The organism is Cellulosilyticum ruminicola JCM 14822, assembly GCF_001311925.1.
Taxonomy (GTDB): Bacteria; Bacillota; Clostridia; order Lachnospirales; family Cellulosilyticaceae; genus Cellulosilyticum; species Cellulosilyticum ruminicola.
Genome location: NZ_BBCG01000035.1, coordinates 1 through 18,985, shown reverse-complemented (window position 1 = coordinate 18,985; position 18,985 = coordinate 1). Strand labels below are relative to the sequence as shown.

Here is an 18,985-nt window from a genome sequence, read left to right as displayed (position 1 = left end):
GAACCTCCTATATATTAGCTATACTTGTTCTTAAATCCAACCTACCAAACCCTTCTATGCTATTAGGATATACAACACCTTGTTGCCTAATGGCACCTCTTATTAAAATGCCTCTTGCAATACGGGTATTCATTTGTTCCAAATTATTTCTAATAACAGCCCACTGCATTAAAATAGCTGCTGCTGAAGCAGTCACTGCCGCTGCTGTACTTGTTCCTACATAAGATGTAGTTCCTCCACTTAAATTCGGCCCTATCACATTTACCCCTGGTGCTAAAATATCCGGACATATTATGCCTGCTGTAGTAGGTCCTCTACCGGATCCTATATACACACTGCTATCTACATAGTCATAAGCACCTACTGTAAGTGTCGTTTGAGAAGTAGCAGGAATCTGAACGGTTGTATTTGGTGCTGCTCTTAAAAAACGGGTTGTCTCTTTAATAAAACCCCTCTGTGATAACCATATATGAAAAGTACCATTTACAATATCTTCTCCATATACACCAATAGTCCACAAACCTGGTGTAGGTGTTTGTAATCTAATTTCTATTCTTTCTCCACCAGTTTCTGGATCTGGATAAGAATAAGTAATTGTTAAAACTGTCTGTTCCAAATTAAAACGATAAACTTGAGGCTGATCTGGTAAAATAGGTACACGTTGGATGAACTGCCCCAGTGGACTTCTTAAAGAAACCGTCAACTTATCCGGCACAGTGGCCCATAAAAAAGCAGCAAGCCCTACACTATTATCCGCCACATTGATTTCTAGGTCTTGAGTCCGTCCTTCTATAGCAACACCTTCATAGTGATGTCCCAAATTACTTTCATTCCCTACGCCAATGGATAAGATAAGACTTTGTGTTATACTTAAACGTTCTAAGTAGCGCTCTAAAATAACCGTTCCATTATGTGCTCCATTATTACTACCTATACCAATACAAATAATTAATGGCTCTAGCCGCCTCACAGCCTCTTCAATTAAAAAACTTATACCTGCAATAATATCATTTTCTGCAAAGGCTACTGCTTCTGGTTCGATTAAATAATATTCTCTTAAATAATCAGGAGCTGGCCTTAATTTCACCATTATAATATCTGCATCTGGTGCTCCGCCTATATAGCCTCCTACTACAGTTTGATCATTCCCTGCAGCTACCCCTGCAATATAAGTGCCATGACCATTTTCATCTCTTGTAGGTACAACGGTATAAGGTTCTGTAGCACTTAATGCATTATTAATGGTTTCCTGACTATAATAGGTCCCATAACCATAAGTTGGTGGTGGATTATCTCCTTCAATAGATTGATCCCAAATAGATAAAATACGTGTTGTATTATCTGCATTTTTAAAAACATTATTAGTATACTGAATCCCTGTGTCTACAAACCCAATAATTACACCTTGCCCTCTTATTTCACCTAATGCTGTTGTATGAAAAACTGAAATGTTAGATGCTTCTAGGGCTTGGGTTGCATTTAAACCGTAGATTCTTGGCCGACTAATAAATTTAACATTTTTTTGAAATCTTTCAAATTCACGTTCTGCGTCTATAGGTACTGTGACTGTATATACATCTCCAGCAATTTCATTAATGATAAGATTAGGATACCTCCTTCTAGTCTCTGCTAAAGAAATTCCCCTGTCAATTAAATAGTTATTCAGCAAATAGGTTTGTGCCTGCGTTTGCCTCATTTGATTTGCTCCTTTACAAAATGAAATGCTCAAAATCCTTATTTTAGACTTTGAGCATTTGTAAACTATTATTATGTTTATGCAGACTTTTTTTAAAATATTATCTTTTATGCTTTCCCATATTTTACAATAATTCCATCAATTAAGCGGCTGGCTTCTGACTTACTTAATTCATTAATATCTTTTTCTAAGATTACTTGATGACGCTGACATAAACTTTCTAGATATGTTTTTTGTCTTTTTGTAAGTGGTACATGCTTTGGAATTTCCCATTTTAATGTTGCTGGTTTAAATAACCTTGGTTCTTTATCCTTAAAATCTTTTTCTAAATATTTATAAAGTTTATAGGTTGCATAAGCATCATCATATGCACGATGGGCATTTTCTAATGAAATACCATAATATACGCATAAATCTCCAAGTTTACGGCTTGGGAGTTCTTGTAACATTTTTCTTGAAATAATTAAAGTATCTACACATTGTTTATTAAATGGTAAACCTAGTAAAGTTGCCTTAGCCTTCAGCATACGATAATCAAATAGGTTAATATTATGACCAATTAAAGGGACATTTTTACAAAAATCAATAAACTGTGGCATCACAACTTCAATTGGTGGTGCTTCTGCTACCATTTCATTTGTAATACCTGTAATACCAATAATATATTCAGAAATCTCTTCATTTGGACGTACAAGCTGATTAAAACTATTTTTTACTTCACCGTTTTCTACATAAACAGCACCTATTTCTATAATTTCATTATTTACAGGGTGACCACCTGTAGTTTCAATATCCACTACAACATAAGCTTCCATTCTTCTTCTCCTGCATTATTTATTTTCTTACCCTAATGTTTATATTTTTATTTTACAACACCTTATCGATATTGCAAACTCATTATTTTTATTTTTTATAATTTAGTATTGACAAAATAATCTCAAAATACTTTATTGAAAATAAAGCTTGTACCATTTAGTATATATTTGTTGCACCTTTTTAACATACAACATACGTGCATTTTTTTGACATACAACATACGTGCAATTTTTTTCATTTATGTGCATATATTGTATACTAGAAAGCGATGTGACGCATATAAAGGGGGATGTATCATGAATTATTCTGTGATTAAACGTGATGGGCGTAAAGTACCTTTCGACCTAACAAAAATCATCAATGCCATTACACGTTCTGCTAAAAATCTAAACTTATCTATTAATCCAGTCATTATAGCAGAAGAAGTCAACTCACGTCTACATGATCACTACAGCTGTGAAATGACAGTTGAACAAATTCAAGACACCATTGAAGAAACACTTGTGCGTCTTGATTTTATAGCATTAAAAAATTCGTATTCTAATTATCGTAAAGAACGTACACGTATTCGTGATTTAAAATCCGAACTTATGGTTACAGTTCACAACATCGGTATTGAAACAGACCGCGACAATGCCAACGTAGGCAATAACTTTTCTTCTAAATTATTACGGATTGCTAGTGAAACTAATAAATGGCATAACCTTTCTAAAATGCCTAAATCACTTGCTAAGTTACATGAACAAGGCGATTTATATTATCATGATTTAGATAGTTACAATCTTACGATAAACTGCTTACATATAGATACGGGTAGAATATTTGAAAAAGGTTTTAATACAGGTTATGGTACAATTCGCAAACCAAAACGAATTGAATCTGCTGCAGAACTTAGTTGCATTTTACTTCAATCTTCTCAAAATGATATGTTTGGCGGCCAATCACATGTTAACTTTGATAACGATATGGCACCTTATGTAGAAGCAACACGTCAAGAAATTATTTCAGATTATAAAGAATTCAAAGCTATTAAAGGAGAAGATGAATTTAAGGACTTTATAGAAGCTAAATTGCTTTTACGTGTCCATCAAGCCATGCAAGGTATTGTTTATAATCTCAATACGATGCATTCTAGAGCAGGCTCTCAAGTACCTTTTAGTAGTTTAAATATCGGTTTACCTGATTCAAAAGATGCAGCCCTTGTCTGTCAAATCTTCTTAGAAGAATATGAAAAAGGATTAGGTAAACATGAACAACCAATTTTCCCAAATATTATTTTTAGATTAAAAAAGGTGTCAACAGAAAACCTGATGACCCTTATTATTATTTATATCAAATAGCATGTCGCGTCTCAGCTTCCCGTATGAATCCTACATTTATGAATATTGATGCAGATTTTAATTTAAATTATTATAAGCGTGGCATTTTACCAGCTACAATGGGGTGTCGTACTTATATTTGTTCTAATATCAATGGTCCTGAAGGCCCTGCACGCCGCGGGAATAATGCCCCTACAACGATTAATTTACCACGTCTTGGCATTGAAGCACATAGGGATTTAGATACATTTTGGAGTTTATTAGATGAACGCTTAAATGATGCGAAAGCTTCTCTTTTGCATCGTTATTCTATTTTACAACATCTTAAACTCAAAGATTTGCCTTTTGTAGCTGGTGAAGGCCTTATGCTTGGTTCTGAAGGATTAGGCCCTAACGATAGCATTGAACCCATTCTCAAAAACGGTTCTTGGGCAATCGGATTTATTGGCTTAGCTGAAACGCTGGTAGCTCTTACAGGTAAACATCATGGTGAATCTGAAACTTCTCGTCATCTAGGTTATGACATTATCCAGCATATTCGTGATTTTACAGATAAAACAACCGAGGAAACCCATATGAACTGGAGCTGTTATGCTACACCTGCTGAAGGCTTAAGCGGTAAATTCGTCGTGCAGGATCGACAAAAATTCGGTATCATTCCTGGTATTACCGATAAAGATTATTACACAAATAGTTTCCATGTACCTGTAGGTTATACTATTTCTATTCCTGACAAAATCCAAGTTGAGGCACCATTCCACAAAATGTGTAACGGTGGTCACATCAGTTATATTGAGGTAGATGGCTATCCTACACCTCAAACTATTGAAAAAATTATTAACTATGCCTATGATACTTCTAACATTAGTTATATTGGCATAAACTTCCACTTACGCTATTGTAAAGACTGTGGCACAAGTATAAATGAACAAAGCCATATTTGTCCTAAATGTAATAGCCGAAATATCCAAGGCATTAGCCGTGTTACAGGATATCTCAGTTTAGATGAGCGCTTTGGGGCTGGTAAGGCTGCCGAGAGACATGATCGCCTTTCTCACGATGGCAGTCATACAAATACCTATAGCAATCTATGATAGGTACTTTGCAGGTTGCCGGATTTTTAGAACATTCTACAGTTAACGGCGAAGGCTTTAGAAGTGTTTTATTCTTATCCGGTTGTCCACATCATTGTCCACTGTGTCATAACTTTGAAATGCAAAATATGAATTATGGTGAGCAAGTGGATTATGAAAGTATCTTAAAACGTATTGCAAAAGTTCTTCCACTGATAGATGGTTTAACCCTATCAGGCGGAGAACCTTTTATACAGGCTACTTCACTTATTCCTTTTTTAAAACATATTAAATCTAAATGGAATCTATCTATTTGGTGTTATACAGGATATACCTATGAAGCGCTTTGTGAAAATGCATTGCATAAAGAACTTTTACAATTAATTGATGTGCTTATAGATGGCCCTTTTGTAGCAGAATTAAAAGATGCCAATCTTAAATATCGTGGTTCTTCTAATCAACGTATATTAAAAATTAACCAAAATAAACCTCCAGAATTACTATATTATTAGAATTTTTATTAAATTATAAATTTAATGACTTTATTTTTCCACATGATATATTTTTATATTAATCTTTTAAACCGATGATGTGGAAACCATTTATAAATAAAAACTTAACTCAACCAGCTGTGTTGATGAGCGACAGCTTAAGCTTAATAATTGATTAGACCACAGAGGGTAAGAGGAACGTACAACTTGTTTGTTGCCATTAATGCTCACCGTTTCACCAACGTTACAAAGTGCTAAAGTGGATGCTTCGCATCATTAAGATGATACCGCAGACTAAGCTCCTGTCCTCAAAACAGAGGATAGGAGCTTTTTATATGCCTTTTTACACTGATTATTACTTAAACTTAGGAGGTTTAATATGAATACAAAATTACTTATGTGAAATGAAGCAATTGGCCTTGGTACTATGCTGCTGGTGTTCAAGTCGTAACAGTTTATCCTGGTACACCTTCTACAGAGGTTCTTGAAACAATTGCCAAGTCACATGTAGAAGATATTTATATAGAATGGTCTATTAATAAAAAAGTTTCCTTAGAAGTTGGTGCTGCATATTCAGGCGCACGCACTCTTGTTACAATGAAACAAGTAGGTTTAAATGTAGTTTCTGAGCCACTTATGTGCCTATTATATATTAGATTAAAAGCGGCATGGTTATTCTTGTAGCAGATGATTCAGGCCCTATTTCTTCTCAAACAGAACAAGATACAAGACATTTTGCTAAATATTTATAATTATTCAATGCCTTTTATTCTTTCTTTATTTATAAAACACCTGCTTCACGCATTGTCTCTTTTAAACTTTCTGCACTTTGCTTTAAGCTTTCTAACTCTGCTTCATTTAATGGCACTTGTAAAATCCTTTCTATACCATGTTGTCCTATAATACATGGTACACTTAGCGCCACGTTCTGAATACCATATTCTCCTTCAAGGGTTGTAGAAATAGGCAATACACTTAACTCATGAAGTGTAATAGCTTTGATAAGTCTAGCCACCGTTTCAGCAATTCCAAAGTTAGTATACCCCTTCTTCATAATAATTTGAATACCTGCATCTACAACTTCTTTTAATACTTCCTCTTGATTAATTGCTGGCTTTTCAAATTTCTCACTACACTCAGCAATTGGAATGCCTCCTATATTACAAGAACTCCATGTAGCCATTGAAGTACGCCCATGTTCACCTAATATATAACCATGAACATTTTTTGTATCTATTAAGAAATGTTCGCCAATAATACGACGCATTCTAGCTGTATCTAGAAGTGTTCCTGAACCAATAATTTTATTCCTTGGGTAATGAAATTCATTTTGCGCAATATAAGTCACAATATCTACTGGATTAGAAACAAATATAATAATAGCTTCTTTTGTATGGACCGTAATTTGAGACATAACACTTCTAGTAACTTCTGCATTGATTTTAGTTAAGACACGTCTATCCATATTGTCTCCTGGCTTAATACTAGGCCCTGCTGTCATAACAATAATCTGCGCATCCTTACAGTCTTCATAGGAACCCTTTCGAATCAAAACATTAGGCATATACGTAAAGGAGGTTGTATGAAATGCATCAATTGCTTCTCCTTCTGCTCTTTCTTCATTTTGATCAATCATTACAATTTCAGCCACTAACCCTGTATTTAATATAGCAATCATGGTAGCCGCTCCCACCATGCCTGCACCTATAATACATACTTTATTTTTAATCATTGATGTCCTCCTTTAATGTTTCCACTGAAAAATAATAATCCCTACAATCATCACCCCTACACCTACTAATTTAGACCATACAAAAGGAGATTTTTCTGTTTGAAACAAGCCAAAAAGTTCTATCAAATAAGCTGACAAAGTCTGTGCTATTAAAATCAGCATAACAGCATAGGCTGGTCCCAAACTGCCTATAGCTATAATAACAGTATACGTAATACAGGCACCTATTACACCACCTAACAAATACAACTTATTGACATGCTTCAAGCCTGCTACATTTTCATCTCTCACAAAGAGTAATATTAAGATGCACAACAAAAAACCTGTAAAATTCACAATTCCTGTTGTGAACCATATGCCAGCTTTTTCAGTTACCCTTGTATTAAAAACACCTTGTACACTCATTAAGATTCCTGAAATAAGTGCCATTATCACACTGCCAAACATACAATCTCATCCTCTCTTTATATTCACCTCCTTATTTTGTATATTTCCTATTTTTTTATACCTAATTTAAATCATCTTATCTAAAACAGAAAAATAATTGCGACAAATAAATTTGTAAGGAGCATCTAAGATACTTAGAATTTATCTGACAACTCTATCACATAAAAATACCCAAGTCATTACAATCTTCATTATAATGACTTGGGTATTTTCCCCTCCTATAACACTAAGTTTTTTGCTTTGTAATAATCTCTTAATTTAAAGTAAAATAACACCTTGCGCTTCACATTTTTCATGCATTTCATCTGGCCAAATAGATGCTTGAACTTCTCCAATATGCACTTTATGTAAGAAGTACATACAAATACGAGATTGACCAATTCCACCACCAATTGTATATGGTAATTCTTTGTTAAGGATTTTTTTGTGAAAATCAAGTTCACTACGTTCCATACATCCTGCTTTTACAAGCTGTTCTTTAAGGCTTTCTTCACTGACACGAATACCCATTGAAGAAAGTTCAAAAGCACACTCTAAGATTGGATGCCAGAAAAGAATATCTCCATTTAAGCTCCAATCATCATAGTCTGGTGCACGACCATCATGTTTTTCACCATTTGTAAGAAGATCCCCTATTTTCATGATGAAAACTGCTTTCTTTTCTTTACAAATTGCATTTTCTCTTTCTTTTGCTGTAAGGTCTGGATATTTGTCTAATAGTTCTTGTGTTGTAATGAAATATATTTCATCTGGTAGCCATTTATCTAAGTTTGGGTATTCAGTTGTAATATATTTTTCTGTTTTTAAGAAGGCATTGTAAATCTTTTTAACTGTTTCTTTAAGTGTTGCTTCATTACGCATTTCTTTTGTAATAACTTTTTCCCAGTCCCATTGATCTACATAAATTGAATGTAAGTTATCAAGTTCTTCATCTCTTCTAATAGCGTTCATATCTGTATATAAGCCTTCATTTACGCTAAATTTATAACGATCAAGTGCCATACGTTTCCATTTAGCAAGAGAATGTACAACTTCTACTACCGCTTTGTTATCATCTAATACATCAAAACTTACAGGTCTTTCTACCCCATTTAAATTATCATTAAGACCTGTCTCTGGTTTTACGAAAAGTGGCGCTGAAACACGTGTTAAATAAAGCTCATAAGCTAAAGCATTTTCAAAATAATCTTTAAGCTTTTTAATAGCCACCTCTGTTTCTTTTAAATCTATTCTTGATTCATAGCTTTTTGGTAAAAATAATTTCATGTGATATCCTCCTTAATTTTTGCAAAATATAAAAAAACTCCGTCCCCAAAACAAAGGGACGAAGATTACCCGCGTTGCCACCCTAATTGATTCTTATTTTTAAGAATCCTCTTAGCTACGTACAGAAATAATTTCGATACGCCTTAGATATAACGGTCTACCCCGTCTAAGCCTACTAAGCCTCAGCTGTTCAGTTAGCAACTCCAAGAGGTTCTTCAAAATATAATAAACTGCTGATTTTCAGCTACCTCAGCTCTCTGAAAGCTTAACTATATTTCTACTCTTCTTTTCATAGTTTTTTATTATTTTAACGAATTTTTATTAAATATATGTGATATTATAAATAACACAATATTATTTGTCAATACTTTAAAATTTATTTACTACATATTTTCAATTTGAAAATCAATCGGCGTTTTACCCATTTCTTCTAATAACTGATTTGCTTTTCTAAAGTGATCACAACCAAAGAACCCATTATAAGCTGAAAGTGGACTTGGATGTGCTGCCTCTAAAATCTTATGTTGTGGATTTGTAATAAATTTCACTTTTTTACGTGCTGGTGCTCCCCATAAGAGAAAAATAACAGAATCTTCACGTTCATTAAGCTTTTTAATCACTTCATCTGTAAACACTTCCCAACCTTGTCCTTTATGTGATTGCGGCTTAGAGGCACGTACGCTTAATACAGTGTTTAATAAAAGTACACCTTGCTCAGCCCATTTCATTAAATACCCATTATTGGGAATATAACACCCCATAGTTGTATTTAATTCCTTGTATATATTTTTTAAAGAAGGAGGGGTAGGTACACCTGGTTGCACAGAAAAAGCCATACCATGCGCTTGTCCTGCGCCATGATAAGGGTCTTGCCCTAAAATAACAATTTTTGTATCTTCATAGCTTGTCACACGCATAGCACTAAATAACTCTTCAGCTGGTGGATAGATTGTTTGTGTTTGATATTCTTGTTTTAAAAAATTACGTAAGGCTAAGTAATAAGGTTTGTCAAACTCTCCCCTAAGCACTTCATCCCAACTATTATTAAATTTAACCATTTAGATAATCCTTTCTACTCATCTATCATCTATTATAAACTTTGTCCAACAAAAACAAGGTTATGTCCTTTATGATTATTGTATCATATTTTGGGCATAACCTTATTATATTATGTGTTTAAATTAAAAATACACATTAATTTTTAATTATTGAAAAAGTGTTGTTGATAAATAACGTTCACCTGTATCTGGTAAAAGTACCACAATTAATTTACCTTTGTTTTCTTCTAATTTTGCAATTTCTGTTGCAGCACTTAAAGCAGCTCCTGATGAAATGCCAACTAAAATACCTTCAGTTTTGGCAAGTTTACGTGCTGCTTCAAATGCAGCTTCATTTGCAACAGGTTTAATTTCATCAATAACATTTCTATCAAATGTATCTGGCACAAATCCCGCACCAATACCTTGGATTTTATGTGGACCTGGCTTATTACCTGATAAAACAGCAGAATCAGATGGTTCAATGGCAATGATTTTTACTTCTGGTTTTTTAGCTTTTAAAACTTGGCCAACCCCTGAAATAGTTCCTCCTGTTCCAACACCAGCTAAGAAATAATCTACTTCTCCATCTGTATCTTCCCAAATTTCTAAAGCTGTTGTTTCACGATGAGCTTTAGGATTTGCTGCATTACTAAATTGTTGAGGAATGAAACTATTATCAATTGCTGCATGAAGTTCTTCTGCTTTGTCAATTGCCCCCTTCATACCTTTCATACCTTCTGTAAGAACTACTTCTGCGCCTAATGCTTTTAAAATATTACGTCTTTCTATACTCATTGTATCTGGCATTGTTAAAATAAGACGATATCCACGTGCTGCGCAAATATATGCAAGAGCAATACCTGTATTACCACTTGTTGGTTCAATAATTGTTGTACCTTCTTTTACAAGTCCAGCTTTTTCGGCTTCTACAATCATATAATATCCAATACGATCTTTGGCACTACTTCCTGGATTAAATGATTCAAGTTTAACAACTAATCTTGCTTTTAAATTTTCTACCCTACTATAGTTAGCAACTTCTACTAATGGTGTTTTCCCTATAAGATCTGTAATACTTTTTGCTATTTTAGCCATATTTATTTCCTCCTTAATATCCTACTATCATTTATATATAATACATGCCAGCTGTGGCTTGACCGATTATTTGGTAATCTCTTACAAGCTGTTCCAAAGTAATCTCATCTATCACCTGGCTTATACTTTCATTAATTGGATTCCATACACGTTCTCTTAAACATTGCTGCAGATTATCATACAACAAACTATTTCCTGTTGGTAAATCATCATCTATAATTGATATTTCGCCTTCAATAGCACGAATAATTTGGCCAACTGTAATTTCATCAGGTCTTTTTGATAAAATATAACCGCCTTGAGACCCTTTCACACTACGTACTAATCCTGCTTTTTTTAAAAGCGAAAACACTTGTTCAAGATAATTCACTGATAAATCTTCCTTTCAGCAATATAAGCTAAAGGAACTTGCTCTCCTGCTGAGTGCACTGCAAGATCAATAAGAGCTCTAAGTCCATAACGCACTTTTGTTGAAATTTTCATGTCTCCCCTCCTATTCCTACTATTTCTATTTGCTTTATAGTATATTACTAATTAAATATTTGTCAATAGTTTTGGAAAATTAAACATTTTTCACTACTTTTCAAAGCCCTCTCCTACTACTTCATGCAAATTCTGAACCGTCATAAATGCACGAGAATCTACTCCTCCCACATACTTTTTAAGATCAATAAATTGTTTACGATCCATAACCGTTGTAAGTACCATCTTATGATGTTTACTATATCCACCTTCAGCTTGATACACAGTGGCCCCACGATCTAAATTATTTAAGATATAACTCTTAATGACTTCACTTTTTTCACTGCTACTTGGGACAATCATCACATATTTTTGAACAGTAAACCCTGCGATAATATAATCAATTAATGAACTTGTTACAAGGACACCTAACGCTGCATATAAACCTTTTTCTACACCAAAAATAGTTGTAGCAAATAATACAACTACCAAGTCTGCAATCATAAGAGAAACACCTATATTTAAATGAGTATACTTATTAATAATTTTAGCCACAATGTCTGTTCCACCCGAAGACGCTTCTAAATTAAATACAATAGCTTGCCCTATAGCAATAAATAAGGCACCAAATAATAAAATAATTAATGTATCTTCACTAACAATTCCTACATTAGGCCATAAAAATTCTAACACAATCATAAAAAAAGAAACGGTTAAACTGCACACAACGCTTCTTATACCAAAGTTTTTACCAAGTACTAAAAAGCCAATAAAAAACATCAAAATATCTAAGCAAAAAATAATAATCCCAATAGGTATGGCTGGAATAATTGCCTTAATAACAATTGAAAGTCCACTAATTCCTCCTGCAGCCAAATCAAATGGCATCCAAAAGAAATACAATCCTATTGAAATAAATAAAGCGCCAATAATAATCCCTAAGTACGACAAAGCTGTTCTTTTCATAGTCTTCACCTCATATATTCTCTGCTTAATATTATTTTCTCATTTATATGTAACTATTCTATATAAATAAGTTTATGTAATAAAAGAGATGCACATCTTTTTTAGCAAATGTGCATCTTCTATTCATTATTTTGTATTTTTTACAATTTGTCCAAGCTCACTAAATAAAACTGTAATCTTTTCTTTGTTTGCAGCAAATTCAATATTACCATCTATTCTTAAAATATAATAGTTTGTATCATAAGAAATAAGTTCAATATTTTTATTTGTACCATCTTTCATATGATAAACAATATTAACTTCTGCTTTACGTTCTGTTTTTTGTTCAATTTGAGGATTTTGAAGAACGGTTTCAATCATGACACTATCTTCAATCATACTAAGTAAGGTTTCTGTCTTTTCACGATCTAGTACTTTATCGTTAAGTATCCCTACTATATGAGTTGTGAGCACCTCATCTACTACATCCGCTTCGTTATGATCGGCAGCTTCTTTAGCCACTTCTTGTTTTAATTGTTCTTTATCTTCTACGCTAATTGCTTCTTGATTATTTGCTTCTTCTGATTTTGTTTCTTCATCAATTTCCACTGCATCTGCTGTTTCTTCTTGAAGTTTTAACGTATAAACCATTTGTGGATTTGTCATCTCAATGCTATCGATTTCTTCTGCTTCAGGACGATATACATTACGATGAATTATTTGTAATGGCTTAAGTTGTTCAAAACTTTTCATATCACTTGCTTTTATTGCATAAACATAAGGGCTTTCATTTTCACTAAAGTACCAAAGGGCATCTGCTTTTTCACCAAATTTTATCGTATATTTATTAGCTAATGTAATGCTTAAACTTGGTGCATCTATACCATAAGTTGTCTCTTCGGTTACTTTTCCCACAATTTTTTCTCGTTTAAGATTTTCTAATGTATCAAATAAACCAAGTACTACTTCTGCTTTTACTTCATAAGCATCTTTATAAAAATCTTTTAAATACCATTTTTCATTTTCTTTTTGTAAATTTAAAGTTGCATTATCCATAGTAATAACAAAACTTTTAGTCTTTTCTAGATTTGGCATTTTAATATTTTCATCAATAAGTTTACTTGAATCTACTAGTAATACTTCTGATTTTGTAGGACTTACACAGTATATAAGTTCTGTTTCATCACTGTAAATGTAACGTATTGTACGCTCTTCATTCACAGCTCCTAAATGAAATGTTTGATACTCCCCCTCTATATTATAAAGTACAATTTTAGGTGACGTTTCAGTAATACCATAAATTGTTGTATCTTTTACATGGCGAATGACATTAATGCTTTCTTCTGTTTGAAAATATGTTATCCATTCATTAATTAATTCACTATTATATGTAACTTCTGGTTCTAAAGGATCAAACCATACACCTTTGCTTTTTTCTAATGTTACGTTATTTTCATCCTCAATTTGAATTTTATTAACTTCTCCTGTTAATAAATTTAATGGTAGTGCTACTTCTTCAACAAGCACCTCAGTACTCATAGCTTCGATTTGTACTTTATACTGGGCATAAAATATACCACCTATAGCTACAATTAGTGCCACGGCAATAACACCAAATTTTTTCTTCATTTCTCTTTCCTCCTGCTTCTAATAACTCTATAGCACAGAATCTTTAAAAACAATATTCAACATAGTTTAGCATTAAAATGACATTTTTGCAATTTATAATTTTCCTACTCCATTGTTTGATTGATTTTTTTATTACTATCATTTAAAATCAAGTTGTACATTTTGAAATTATCAAAGGTTTTCAAATTATAACACTATATGTATTTCTTTTTCTATGCTCATATATATTATTATCTCAGTGTAATGGAGGAATTTTTATGCAGAAAATTATATTACCGATTAGTAAGTGTATCCCAGGTATGATTACCGCACAACCTATTGTTGACTTAAAAACAGGTTCAACAATTATCGGTCAAAATCAAATGCTTACAGAGGAATTTTTAAATACACTTCCAAATTTCATTTATAATGATATTTGGGTTTATCTCGATTCTTTCACAAAAGTTTGGAACTTGCCAGATGAAATGATTGAAAAATATAAAAAATATAGCGAAGCTCTAACAGCCGTATTAGGACATTTTCAAGATGTAGCAGAAAACCATGTGGATCTTAATTTGGATGACTTTAATAAATACTGCTCACAACTTTCTATGGATTTCAAAGAAAATTATAACTTACTTGGCTGTACAAATCTCATTACACAACTAGACTATTCAACCTATACCCACAGCTTAAATGTAGCTTTCTTAGCTGTACTTATTTGTAGATGGTGTAAACTTGGTAAAGATTTAGAAAATCTAGCACTTCAGACCGGTTTACTCCATGACATCGGTAAACTTAATCTCCTTAATCCTTCTACATCTGATATTCTCTCTCCTAATGAACTCATCGAGTATGAAAAACATCCTATTTACGGTTTTAATATCACAAGTAAAATCAAAGACTTAAATCCTGAAATTAGTAAAGCCATTTTAGCTCATCATGAAACTTGTAATGGTACAGGCTTCCCTTTACGTCTTTCAGCACCTTATATTTCTAAGCTCACTAAAATAATCAGCTTAGCTGATGCTTATGATACATTGCATAATCAATATCATATTTTTGAAACACTTCGTATCTTACTTGAAGATGAGCTTACCTGTTTTGATCCAGAACTTCTATTCACATTTTGTAATATTATTGCTAATTATTATATTGGTGTGTTTGTTAAATTAAATACTGGTGAAATTGGTGAAGTTGTATTTATCAACCCAAAATGCGTTTACAAACCAATGATTCGTCTTAACGGACGCTATATTAATTTATTCACAGAAAAACAATACAGTATTATAGATCTTCAATAATATGTAAAAGGTGCCTTATGAAGGCGCCTTTTATCGTAACTTTCTTAAATTAGATTATAGTGAATTTAAACATTTCTTTATGCCTATCTTATTTAAATTTAGCTGAATTAATAAACCCCTTATAAATAAGGACAAAAATGTATTAGAAATATAGGTTGCCTCATATTTTATAGTATTATAAAAAATTCAGGTGGTTAATGAGTAGGAGGAATACCATGAAAGCTTTAAACATTTCATTTAATAAACTTTCACATATCTTTTTTATGTGCTGCCTTGTCACAATATTTATTTTTCTACTCTATATTAAGGTTCATTCAACGCATACTACTGCTCCACTTAATGATCATGTCTTATATAATTTAAATACTAATTGGCATTATACATTAACAGGTTCTTGTCGTTCATCTAATATTTCTCTACCGGTTCATTTATCCTTGCCAGCTGGTACAAATATTATTAACCTAGAACGTACCTTAACTGAAGCTTCCCCAACTGCCGGCTATTTACTTCTTCATAGTTCTCAACAATCACTGCATGTTTGGATTGATCATACACTTATTTATACCTACAATCTTTCCTCTTCTATTAACTTTGATAATCATACAGCAAGTGCCTGGCATTTTGTTAAATTGCCTATAGACTATGATTTTAGTGTTCCTCATCGGCTTGCTGTACAGTTTTACGCACCTGAGACGAAATCCTTACAACTAATCAATAACGTCTATATTGGCTCTCAAATTGCCTGTATCTATATGCTGTTTCAAACCTATGGCTTTGCTTGGCTAACTTGTTTGCTCTTCTTTCTATTAGGAATTATACTGCTTTCATATAGTGTTTTTTCTTTATTAAACTCCAAACATCATACACCAATCATTTATTTAGGCTTATTTGCACTTTGTGCTTCAATTTGGTCTGCAAGTGAAAGCCGCTTACTACAGCTTCTTATTAGTAACCGGGAATTTGAATATTATCTTAATTACTGCTTGCTTTATATTCTTCCAATTCCTGTACTTTTTTATATTAAACTAACTTATAGTGACCAGCATGCCAAACTTTATGACTTACTTATTTGGCTCTTTGGTCTCAACTTTATGTACTGCATCTCTCTTGTCGTTTTTAATGTACAGTCTTTTGCAAACCTCCATTTAGCCTTTGAATTTTTACTTGTAGTAGCTCTTACATTATGTAGTATTACTTTTTTTACTGCACTTAAAGAACAAACTATTAATAAACTCGTTATTACCGGTTTCTTATCCTTAATTTTCACTGCTGCCTTAGATTTACTGCGTATTTATACAGGTGACTTAATTGATTCTTCTTTTGCCTTTCGTATAGGCCTTCTCATTTTTATCGTTACAACAAGCTTTAATTTTGAAAAACATCTTTTTGAGGTTTCTAGTCAAAGTACGAAATCTCATTTATTAGAAACGCTTGCCTTTACAGATACATTAACTGGACTTCTTAACCGTACAGCATTTAATGAAACTCTTACTAAGCTTAATCAAATATTACCCTCTACACTGCCTATTGCACTTGTACTCTTCGATTTAAATAATTTAAAAAAGACTAATGATACAAAAGGACATATAACAGGTGATTTACTTATTACACACACCGCAGTTCTTCTCAAAACCATTTTCTTAAATCCTAATACCATTTATCGTATTTGTGGTGATGAATTTGTCATTATCCTTAAAGACATACCCGAAAACACGCTCAAACATCTGCTTCAAAAATTTCAATATCATTTACAACTGCATAACAGCATACAGAACCCTAAAATTTCAATTAACTACAGTTATGCTTACTATAACCCTATGACTCATACAAATATCCAAGATGTTCTTATAGCTGCTGACAAAAATATGTCTTTAGCTAAACATTCTTCTAAGCTACAAAAACAATGGATGAATTAAAAAATGAGTCCCTTTTCTCTTAAAGGTGACTCATTTCACTTTATAATGTATTTAAATATTGTTCCAGTACGTCTCTATCTATATTTTTTTGACCTGAATAATAAAAATCAATCTTAGTTTCTCCATTAAAATCATTGGCAACATCTTCAATGTGTAGCAGTTCTTTCAAATGTCTAATCGTACCTTCATTGCCATCATAAATCTTTATATGTTTTGGTAAAATTTCTCTTAGCATATTTTTAAAATAAACAAAATGTGTACATCCTAATACAATGCCATTATATAAATCTAAATCATAATCTTTAAATTTATCATTGAAATATGCTTTTAAAATTGTTTTATCAAATTCAAAGTGCTCTGCAAACTGTACAAGTCTGGTAATGCCAAAGCATCTGTACGTTCCTGGATATCTACTTTACTAACTAGTTGCTTATATTTTTCTTCTTTTAATGTAAGAGGTGTTGCAGTTACAAGCACTCTACCTGACTTAGTTTGATCCACAGCTAATTTAACGGCTGGTTCCATTCCTATAATTGGTATATCCTTATATTTCTCTCTTAAAATATGTGCTGCAATACTTGTAGCTGTATTACATGCAATTAAAATCGCATCAACTTTTTCATCTATTAATATATCTACAACATCATTTACATATCCTAATACTTCTTCCTTTGTTTTTGTGCCATAAGGTACATGTAGATTATCTGAATAGTAAATATATTCAACTTGTGGCAACTGCTTTAACGCCTCTTTTAAAACAGTTATACCTCCTACACCTGAATCAAATATCCCAATCTTCATGTCATCCCTCTTTCATCTGTTGTAATCTCCCCTTATTTTAATCTTTTTTCATAAAATTGTCAAAAGCACCTTCAGTTACAGCTGTATAAAGTGCCTCATAAGTTATTTCATAGCAATTTAATTTATTAGGCAGCTTAGAGCATACTACTAAACTATAATTTTCAAGCGGATATGTCTCAAAATATCCTTCAATATCTTTATACGGTTTCTTTAATAACATTTCTTCTTGATAGGTTAATTCAAACTCATTTAATGGAATACTAAGTCCCTCCCCTATCATTTTGATATAACTTTCCTTCCCGCTCCATAACATATAAAACATTTTTTGACATAACACTTCATCATTAAAACTTGTAAGCCATCTATATTCTTCCTCAGAAAAAAAGCGCTGCGCAATATCTAATTTAGCTGATTTAGCCACTTTAACTTCTTCTACATCAATGCCTACAGGGCAGTCACTTACTGCACCTACCACCCACTGTCCTGAATGAGAAATATTAAAGTAAATAGGATTATCTTCTAAATAAGGTTTGCCAAATTCATTTTTTTGAAACGTAATAGTATGTATAGGTCTTTTTAAATAATTCGCCAACATACTTTTGACTAAAATTTCTCCACACAGAGTACGTTGACCATCTATTTCCCTTCTAAAACGATTAATTCTCATCTTTTTTTCTGTAGATACTTGATTCAAAAATGCTTCTTTATAACATTCGTTTAAAGGCTCTTTTACATTTAATATACAAACTTCTAACATGCTCTCCCTCTTTTCATTGCACCTGATTATTTACATATTCCATTTTAATATTATACTATAATATATATAATTAAAACATTTTTCCTTATTAAAGAAAGCTATTTATATATAAGATCTATTTATTTTTCTTTTGCAATTAGTCTTTCTCTACTAGCTATTAGCTTTTTAATTTCTGATATTTTTGATACCTTAAGTGTTCTTGATTTCCACGCAGATA

At 32.5% G+C, this 18,985-nt stretch carries 15 protein-coding genes, 2 pseudogenes and 1 other annotated feature; of the genes and pseudogenes, 5 read left to right on the top strand and 12 right to left on the bottom strand.

The genetic code is table 11. The features are described 5' to 3' along the window. Positions 1-7: 7 nt before the first annotated feature. Positions 8-1,696, bottom strand: coding sequence for a S8 family peptidase (locus JCM14822_RS11810; RefSeq protein WP_054742592.1), 1,689 nt, complete (start codon positions 1,694-1,696; stop codon positions 8-10). A gap of 107 nt (positions 1,697-1,803) precedes the next feature. Then, positions 1,804-2,511, bottom strand: a complete 708-nt coding sequence (locus JCM14822_RS11805; RefSeq protein ID WP_054742591.1) for a 3'-5' exonuclease — start codon at positions 2,509-2,511, stop codon at positions 1,804-1,806. Between the two features lie 297 nt (positions 2,512-2,808). Here JCM14822_RS11805 and nrdD point away from each other — a divergent pair. The 3 genes and pseudogenes from nrdD to JCM14822_RS24555 form a co-directional block, all read left to right on the top strand. Then, positions 2,809-4,925, top strand: a pseudogene (gene nrdD, locus JCM14822_RS25045) (anaerobic ribonucleoside-triphosphate reductase). After that, on the top strand, positions 4,922-5,416 hold the full coding sequence (nrdG, locus tag JCM14822_RS11795) for an anaerobic ribonucleoside-triphosphate reductase activating protein (RefSeq protein WP_054742590.1): 495 nt from the start codon (positions 4,922-4,924) through the stop codon (positions 5,414-5,416). Before nrdD ends, nrdG begins: the two are co-directional and overlap by 4 nt. Before the next feature lie 406 nt (positions 5,417-5,822). Further along, positions 5,823-6,141 (top strand): annotated as a pseudogene (locus tag JCM14822_RS24555) (indolepyruvate ferredoxin oxidoreductase subunit alpha); the annotation flags it as partial. A 35-nt stretch (positions 6,142-6,176) separates the two neighbouring features. Here the strand turns inward: JCM14822_RS24555 and JCM14822_RS11790 are convergent. From JCM14822_RS11790 to JCM14822_RS11755, 8 genes are all read right to left on the bottom strand, one after another. Then, the gene (locus tag JCM14822_RS11790) at positions 6,177-7,127 is read right to left on the bottom strand and encodes an L-lactate dehydrogenase (RefSeq protein WP_054742589.1); all 951 of its coding nucleotides are present in this window, start codon (positions 7,125-7,127) and stop codon (positions 6,177-6,179) included. A gap of 12 nt (positions 7,128-7,139) precedes the next feature. Beyond that, positions 7,140-7,574, bottom strand: a complete 435-nt coding sequence (locus JCM14822_RS11785; RefSeq protein ID WP_054742588.1) for a DMT family transporter — start codon at positions 7,572-7,574, stop codon at positions 7,140-7,142. A gap of 258 nt (positions 7,575-7,832) precedes the next feature. Then, the gene (asnA, locus tag JCM14822_RS11780) at positions 7,833-8,840 is read right to left on the bottom strand and encodes an aspartate--ammonia ligase (RefSeq protein WP_054742587.1); all 1,008 of its coding nucleotides are present in this window, start codon (positions 8,838-8,840) and stop codon (positions 7,833-7,835) included. Between the two features lie 51 nt (positions 8,841-8,891). Beyond that, positions 8,892-9,142 (bottom strand) — a binding site (T-box leader). 81 nt (positions 9,143-9,223) lie between these two features. Further along, positions 9,224-9,898, bottom strand: a complete 675-nt coding sequence (gene ung / locus JCM14822_RS11775; protein ID WP_054742586.1) for a uracil-DNA glycosylase — start codon at positions 9,896-9,898, stop codon at positions 9,224-9,226. A 147-nt stretch (positions 9,899-10,045) separates the two neighbouring features. Next, positions 10,046-10,975 carry a cysteine synthase A gene (gene cysK, locus JCM14822_RS11770; RefSeq protein WP_054742585.1) on the bottom strand — a complete coding sequence of 310 codons (930 nt, stop codon included), beginning with the start codon at positions 10,973-10,975 and terminating at the stop codon, positions 10,046-10,048. Positions 10,976-11,006: 31 nt separating this feature from the next. After that, positions 11,007-11,345, bottom strand: a complete 339-nt coding sequence (locus JCM14822_RS11765) for an RrF2 family transcriptional regulator (RefSeq protein ID WP_330377503.1) — start codon at positions 11,343-11,345, stop codon at positions 11,007-11,009. Positions 11,346-11,551: 206 nt separating this feature from the next. Then, the gene (locus JCM14822_RS11760) at positions 11,552-12,403 is read right to left on the bottom strand and encodes a YitT family protein (RefSeq protein WP_054742584.1); all 852 of its coding nucleotides are present in this window, start codon (positions 12,401-12,403) and stop codon (positions 11,552-11,554) included. Positions 12,404-12,529: 126 nt separating this feature from the next. After that, positions 12,530-14,011, bottom strand: coding sequence for a DUF4340 domain-containing protein (locus JCM14822_RS11755; RefSeq protein ID WP_054742583.1), 1,482 nt, complete (start codon positions 14,009-14,011; stop codon positions 12,530-12,532). A 257-nt stretch (positions 14,012-14,268) separates the two neighbouring features. Here JCM14822_RS11755 and JCM14822_RS11750 point away from each other — a divergent pair, with 257 nt between their 5' ends. Both JCM14822_RS11750 and JCM14822_RS11745 read left to right on the top strand, forming a co-directional pair. Next, complete coding sequence (locus JCM14822_RS11750; protein ID WP_054742582.1) at positions 14,269-15,294, top strand: HD-GYP domain-containing protein; 1,026 nt, start codon at positions 14,269-14,271, stop codon at positions 15,292-15,294. A 215-nt stretch (positions 15,295-15,509) separates the two neighbouring features. Beyond that, positions 15,510-17,210 carry a GGDEF domain-containing protein gene (locus JCM14822_RS11745; RefSeq protein ID WP_054742581.1) on the top strand — a complete coding sequence of 567 codons (1,701 nt, stop codon included), beginning with the start codon at positions 15,510-15,512 and terminating at the stop codon, positions 17,208-17,210. Between the two features lie 327 nt (positions 17,211-17,537). Here the strand turns inward: JCM14822_RS11745 and murI are convergent, their stop codons facing one another. Further along, positions 17,538-18,011, bottom strand: a complete 474-nt coding sequence (murI, locus tag JCM14822_RS21940; RefSeq protein ID WP_242861497.1) for a glutamate racemase — start codon at positions 18,009-18,011, stop codon at positions 17,538-17,540. Positions 18,012-18,048: 37 nt separating this feature from the next. Next, positions 18,049-18,768, bottom strand: coding sequence for a 4'-phosphopantetheinyl transferase family protein (locus JCM14822_RS11735; RefSeq protein ID WP_054742580.1), 720 nt, complete (start codon positions 18,766-18,768; stop codon positions 18,049-18,051). Positions 18,769-18,985 lie beyond the last annotated feature (217 nt).

Coding starts and splice junctions, on each gene's coding strand:
- JCM14822_RS11810 (WP_054742592.1), bottom strand. CDS start 1,696: ATGAGGCAAACGCAGGCACAAACCTATTTGCTGAATAACTATTTAATT.
- JCM14822_RS11805 (WP_054742591.1), bottom strand. CDS start 2,511: ATGGAAGCTTATGTTGTAGTGGATATTGAAACTACAGGTGGTCACCCT.
- nrdG (WP_054742590.1), top strand. CDS start 4,922: ATGATAGGTACTTTGCAGGTTGCCGGATTTTTAGAACATTCTACAGTT.
- JCM14822_RS11790 (WP_054742589.1), bottom strand. CDS start 7,127: ATGATTAAAAATAAAGTATGTATTATAGGTGCAGGCATGGTGGGAGCG.
- JCM14822_RS11785 (WP_054742588.1), bottom strand. CDS start 7,574: ATGTTTGGCAGTGTGATAATGGCACTTATTTCAGGAATCTTAATGAGT.
- asnA (WP_054742587.1), bottom strand. CDS start 8,840: ATGAAATTATTTTTACCAAAAAGCTATGAATCAAGAATAGATTTAAAA.
- ung (WP_054742586.1), bottom strand. CDS start 9,898: ATGGTTAAATTTAATAATAGTTGGGATGAAGTGCTTAGGGGAGAGTTT.
- cysK (WP_054742585.1), bottom strand. CDS start 10,975: ATGGCTAAAATAGCAAAAAGTATTACAGATCTTATAGGGAAAACACCA.
- JCM14822_RS11760 (WP_054742584.1), bottom strand. CDS start 12,403: ATGAAAAGAACAGCTTTGTCGTACTTAGGGATTATTATTGGCGCTTTA.
- JCM14822_RS11755 (WP_054742583.1), bottom strand. CDS start 14,011: ATGAAGAAAAAATTTGGTGTTATTGCCGTGGCACTAATTGTAGCTATA.
- JCM14822_RS11750 (WP_054742582.1), top strand. CDS start 14,269: ATGCAGAAAATTATATTACCGATTAGTAAGTGTATCCCAGGTATGATT.
- JCM14822_RS11745 (WP_054742581.1), top strand. CDS start 15,510: ATGAAAGCTTTAAACATTTCATTTAATAAACTTTCACATATCTTTTTT.
- murI (WP_242861497.1), bottom strand. CDS start 18,011: ATGAAGATTGGGATATTTGATTCAGGTGTAGGAGGTATAACTGTTTTA.
- JCM14822_RS11735 (WP_054742580.1), bottom strand. CDS start 18,768: ATGTTAGAAGTTTGTATATTAAATGTAAAAGAGCCTTTAAACGAATGT.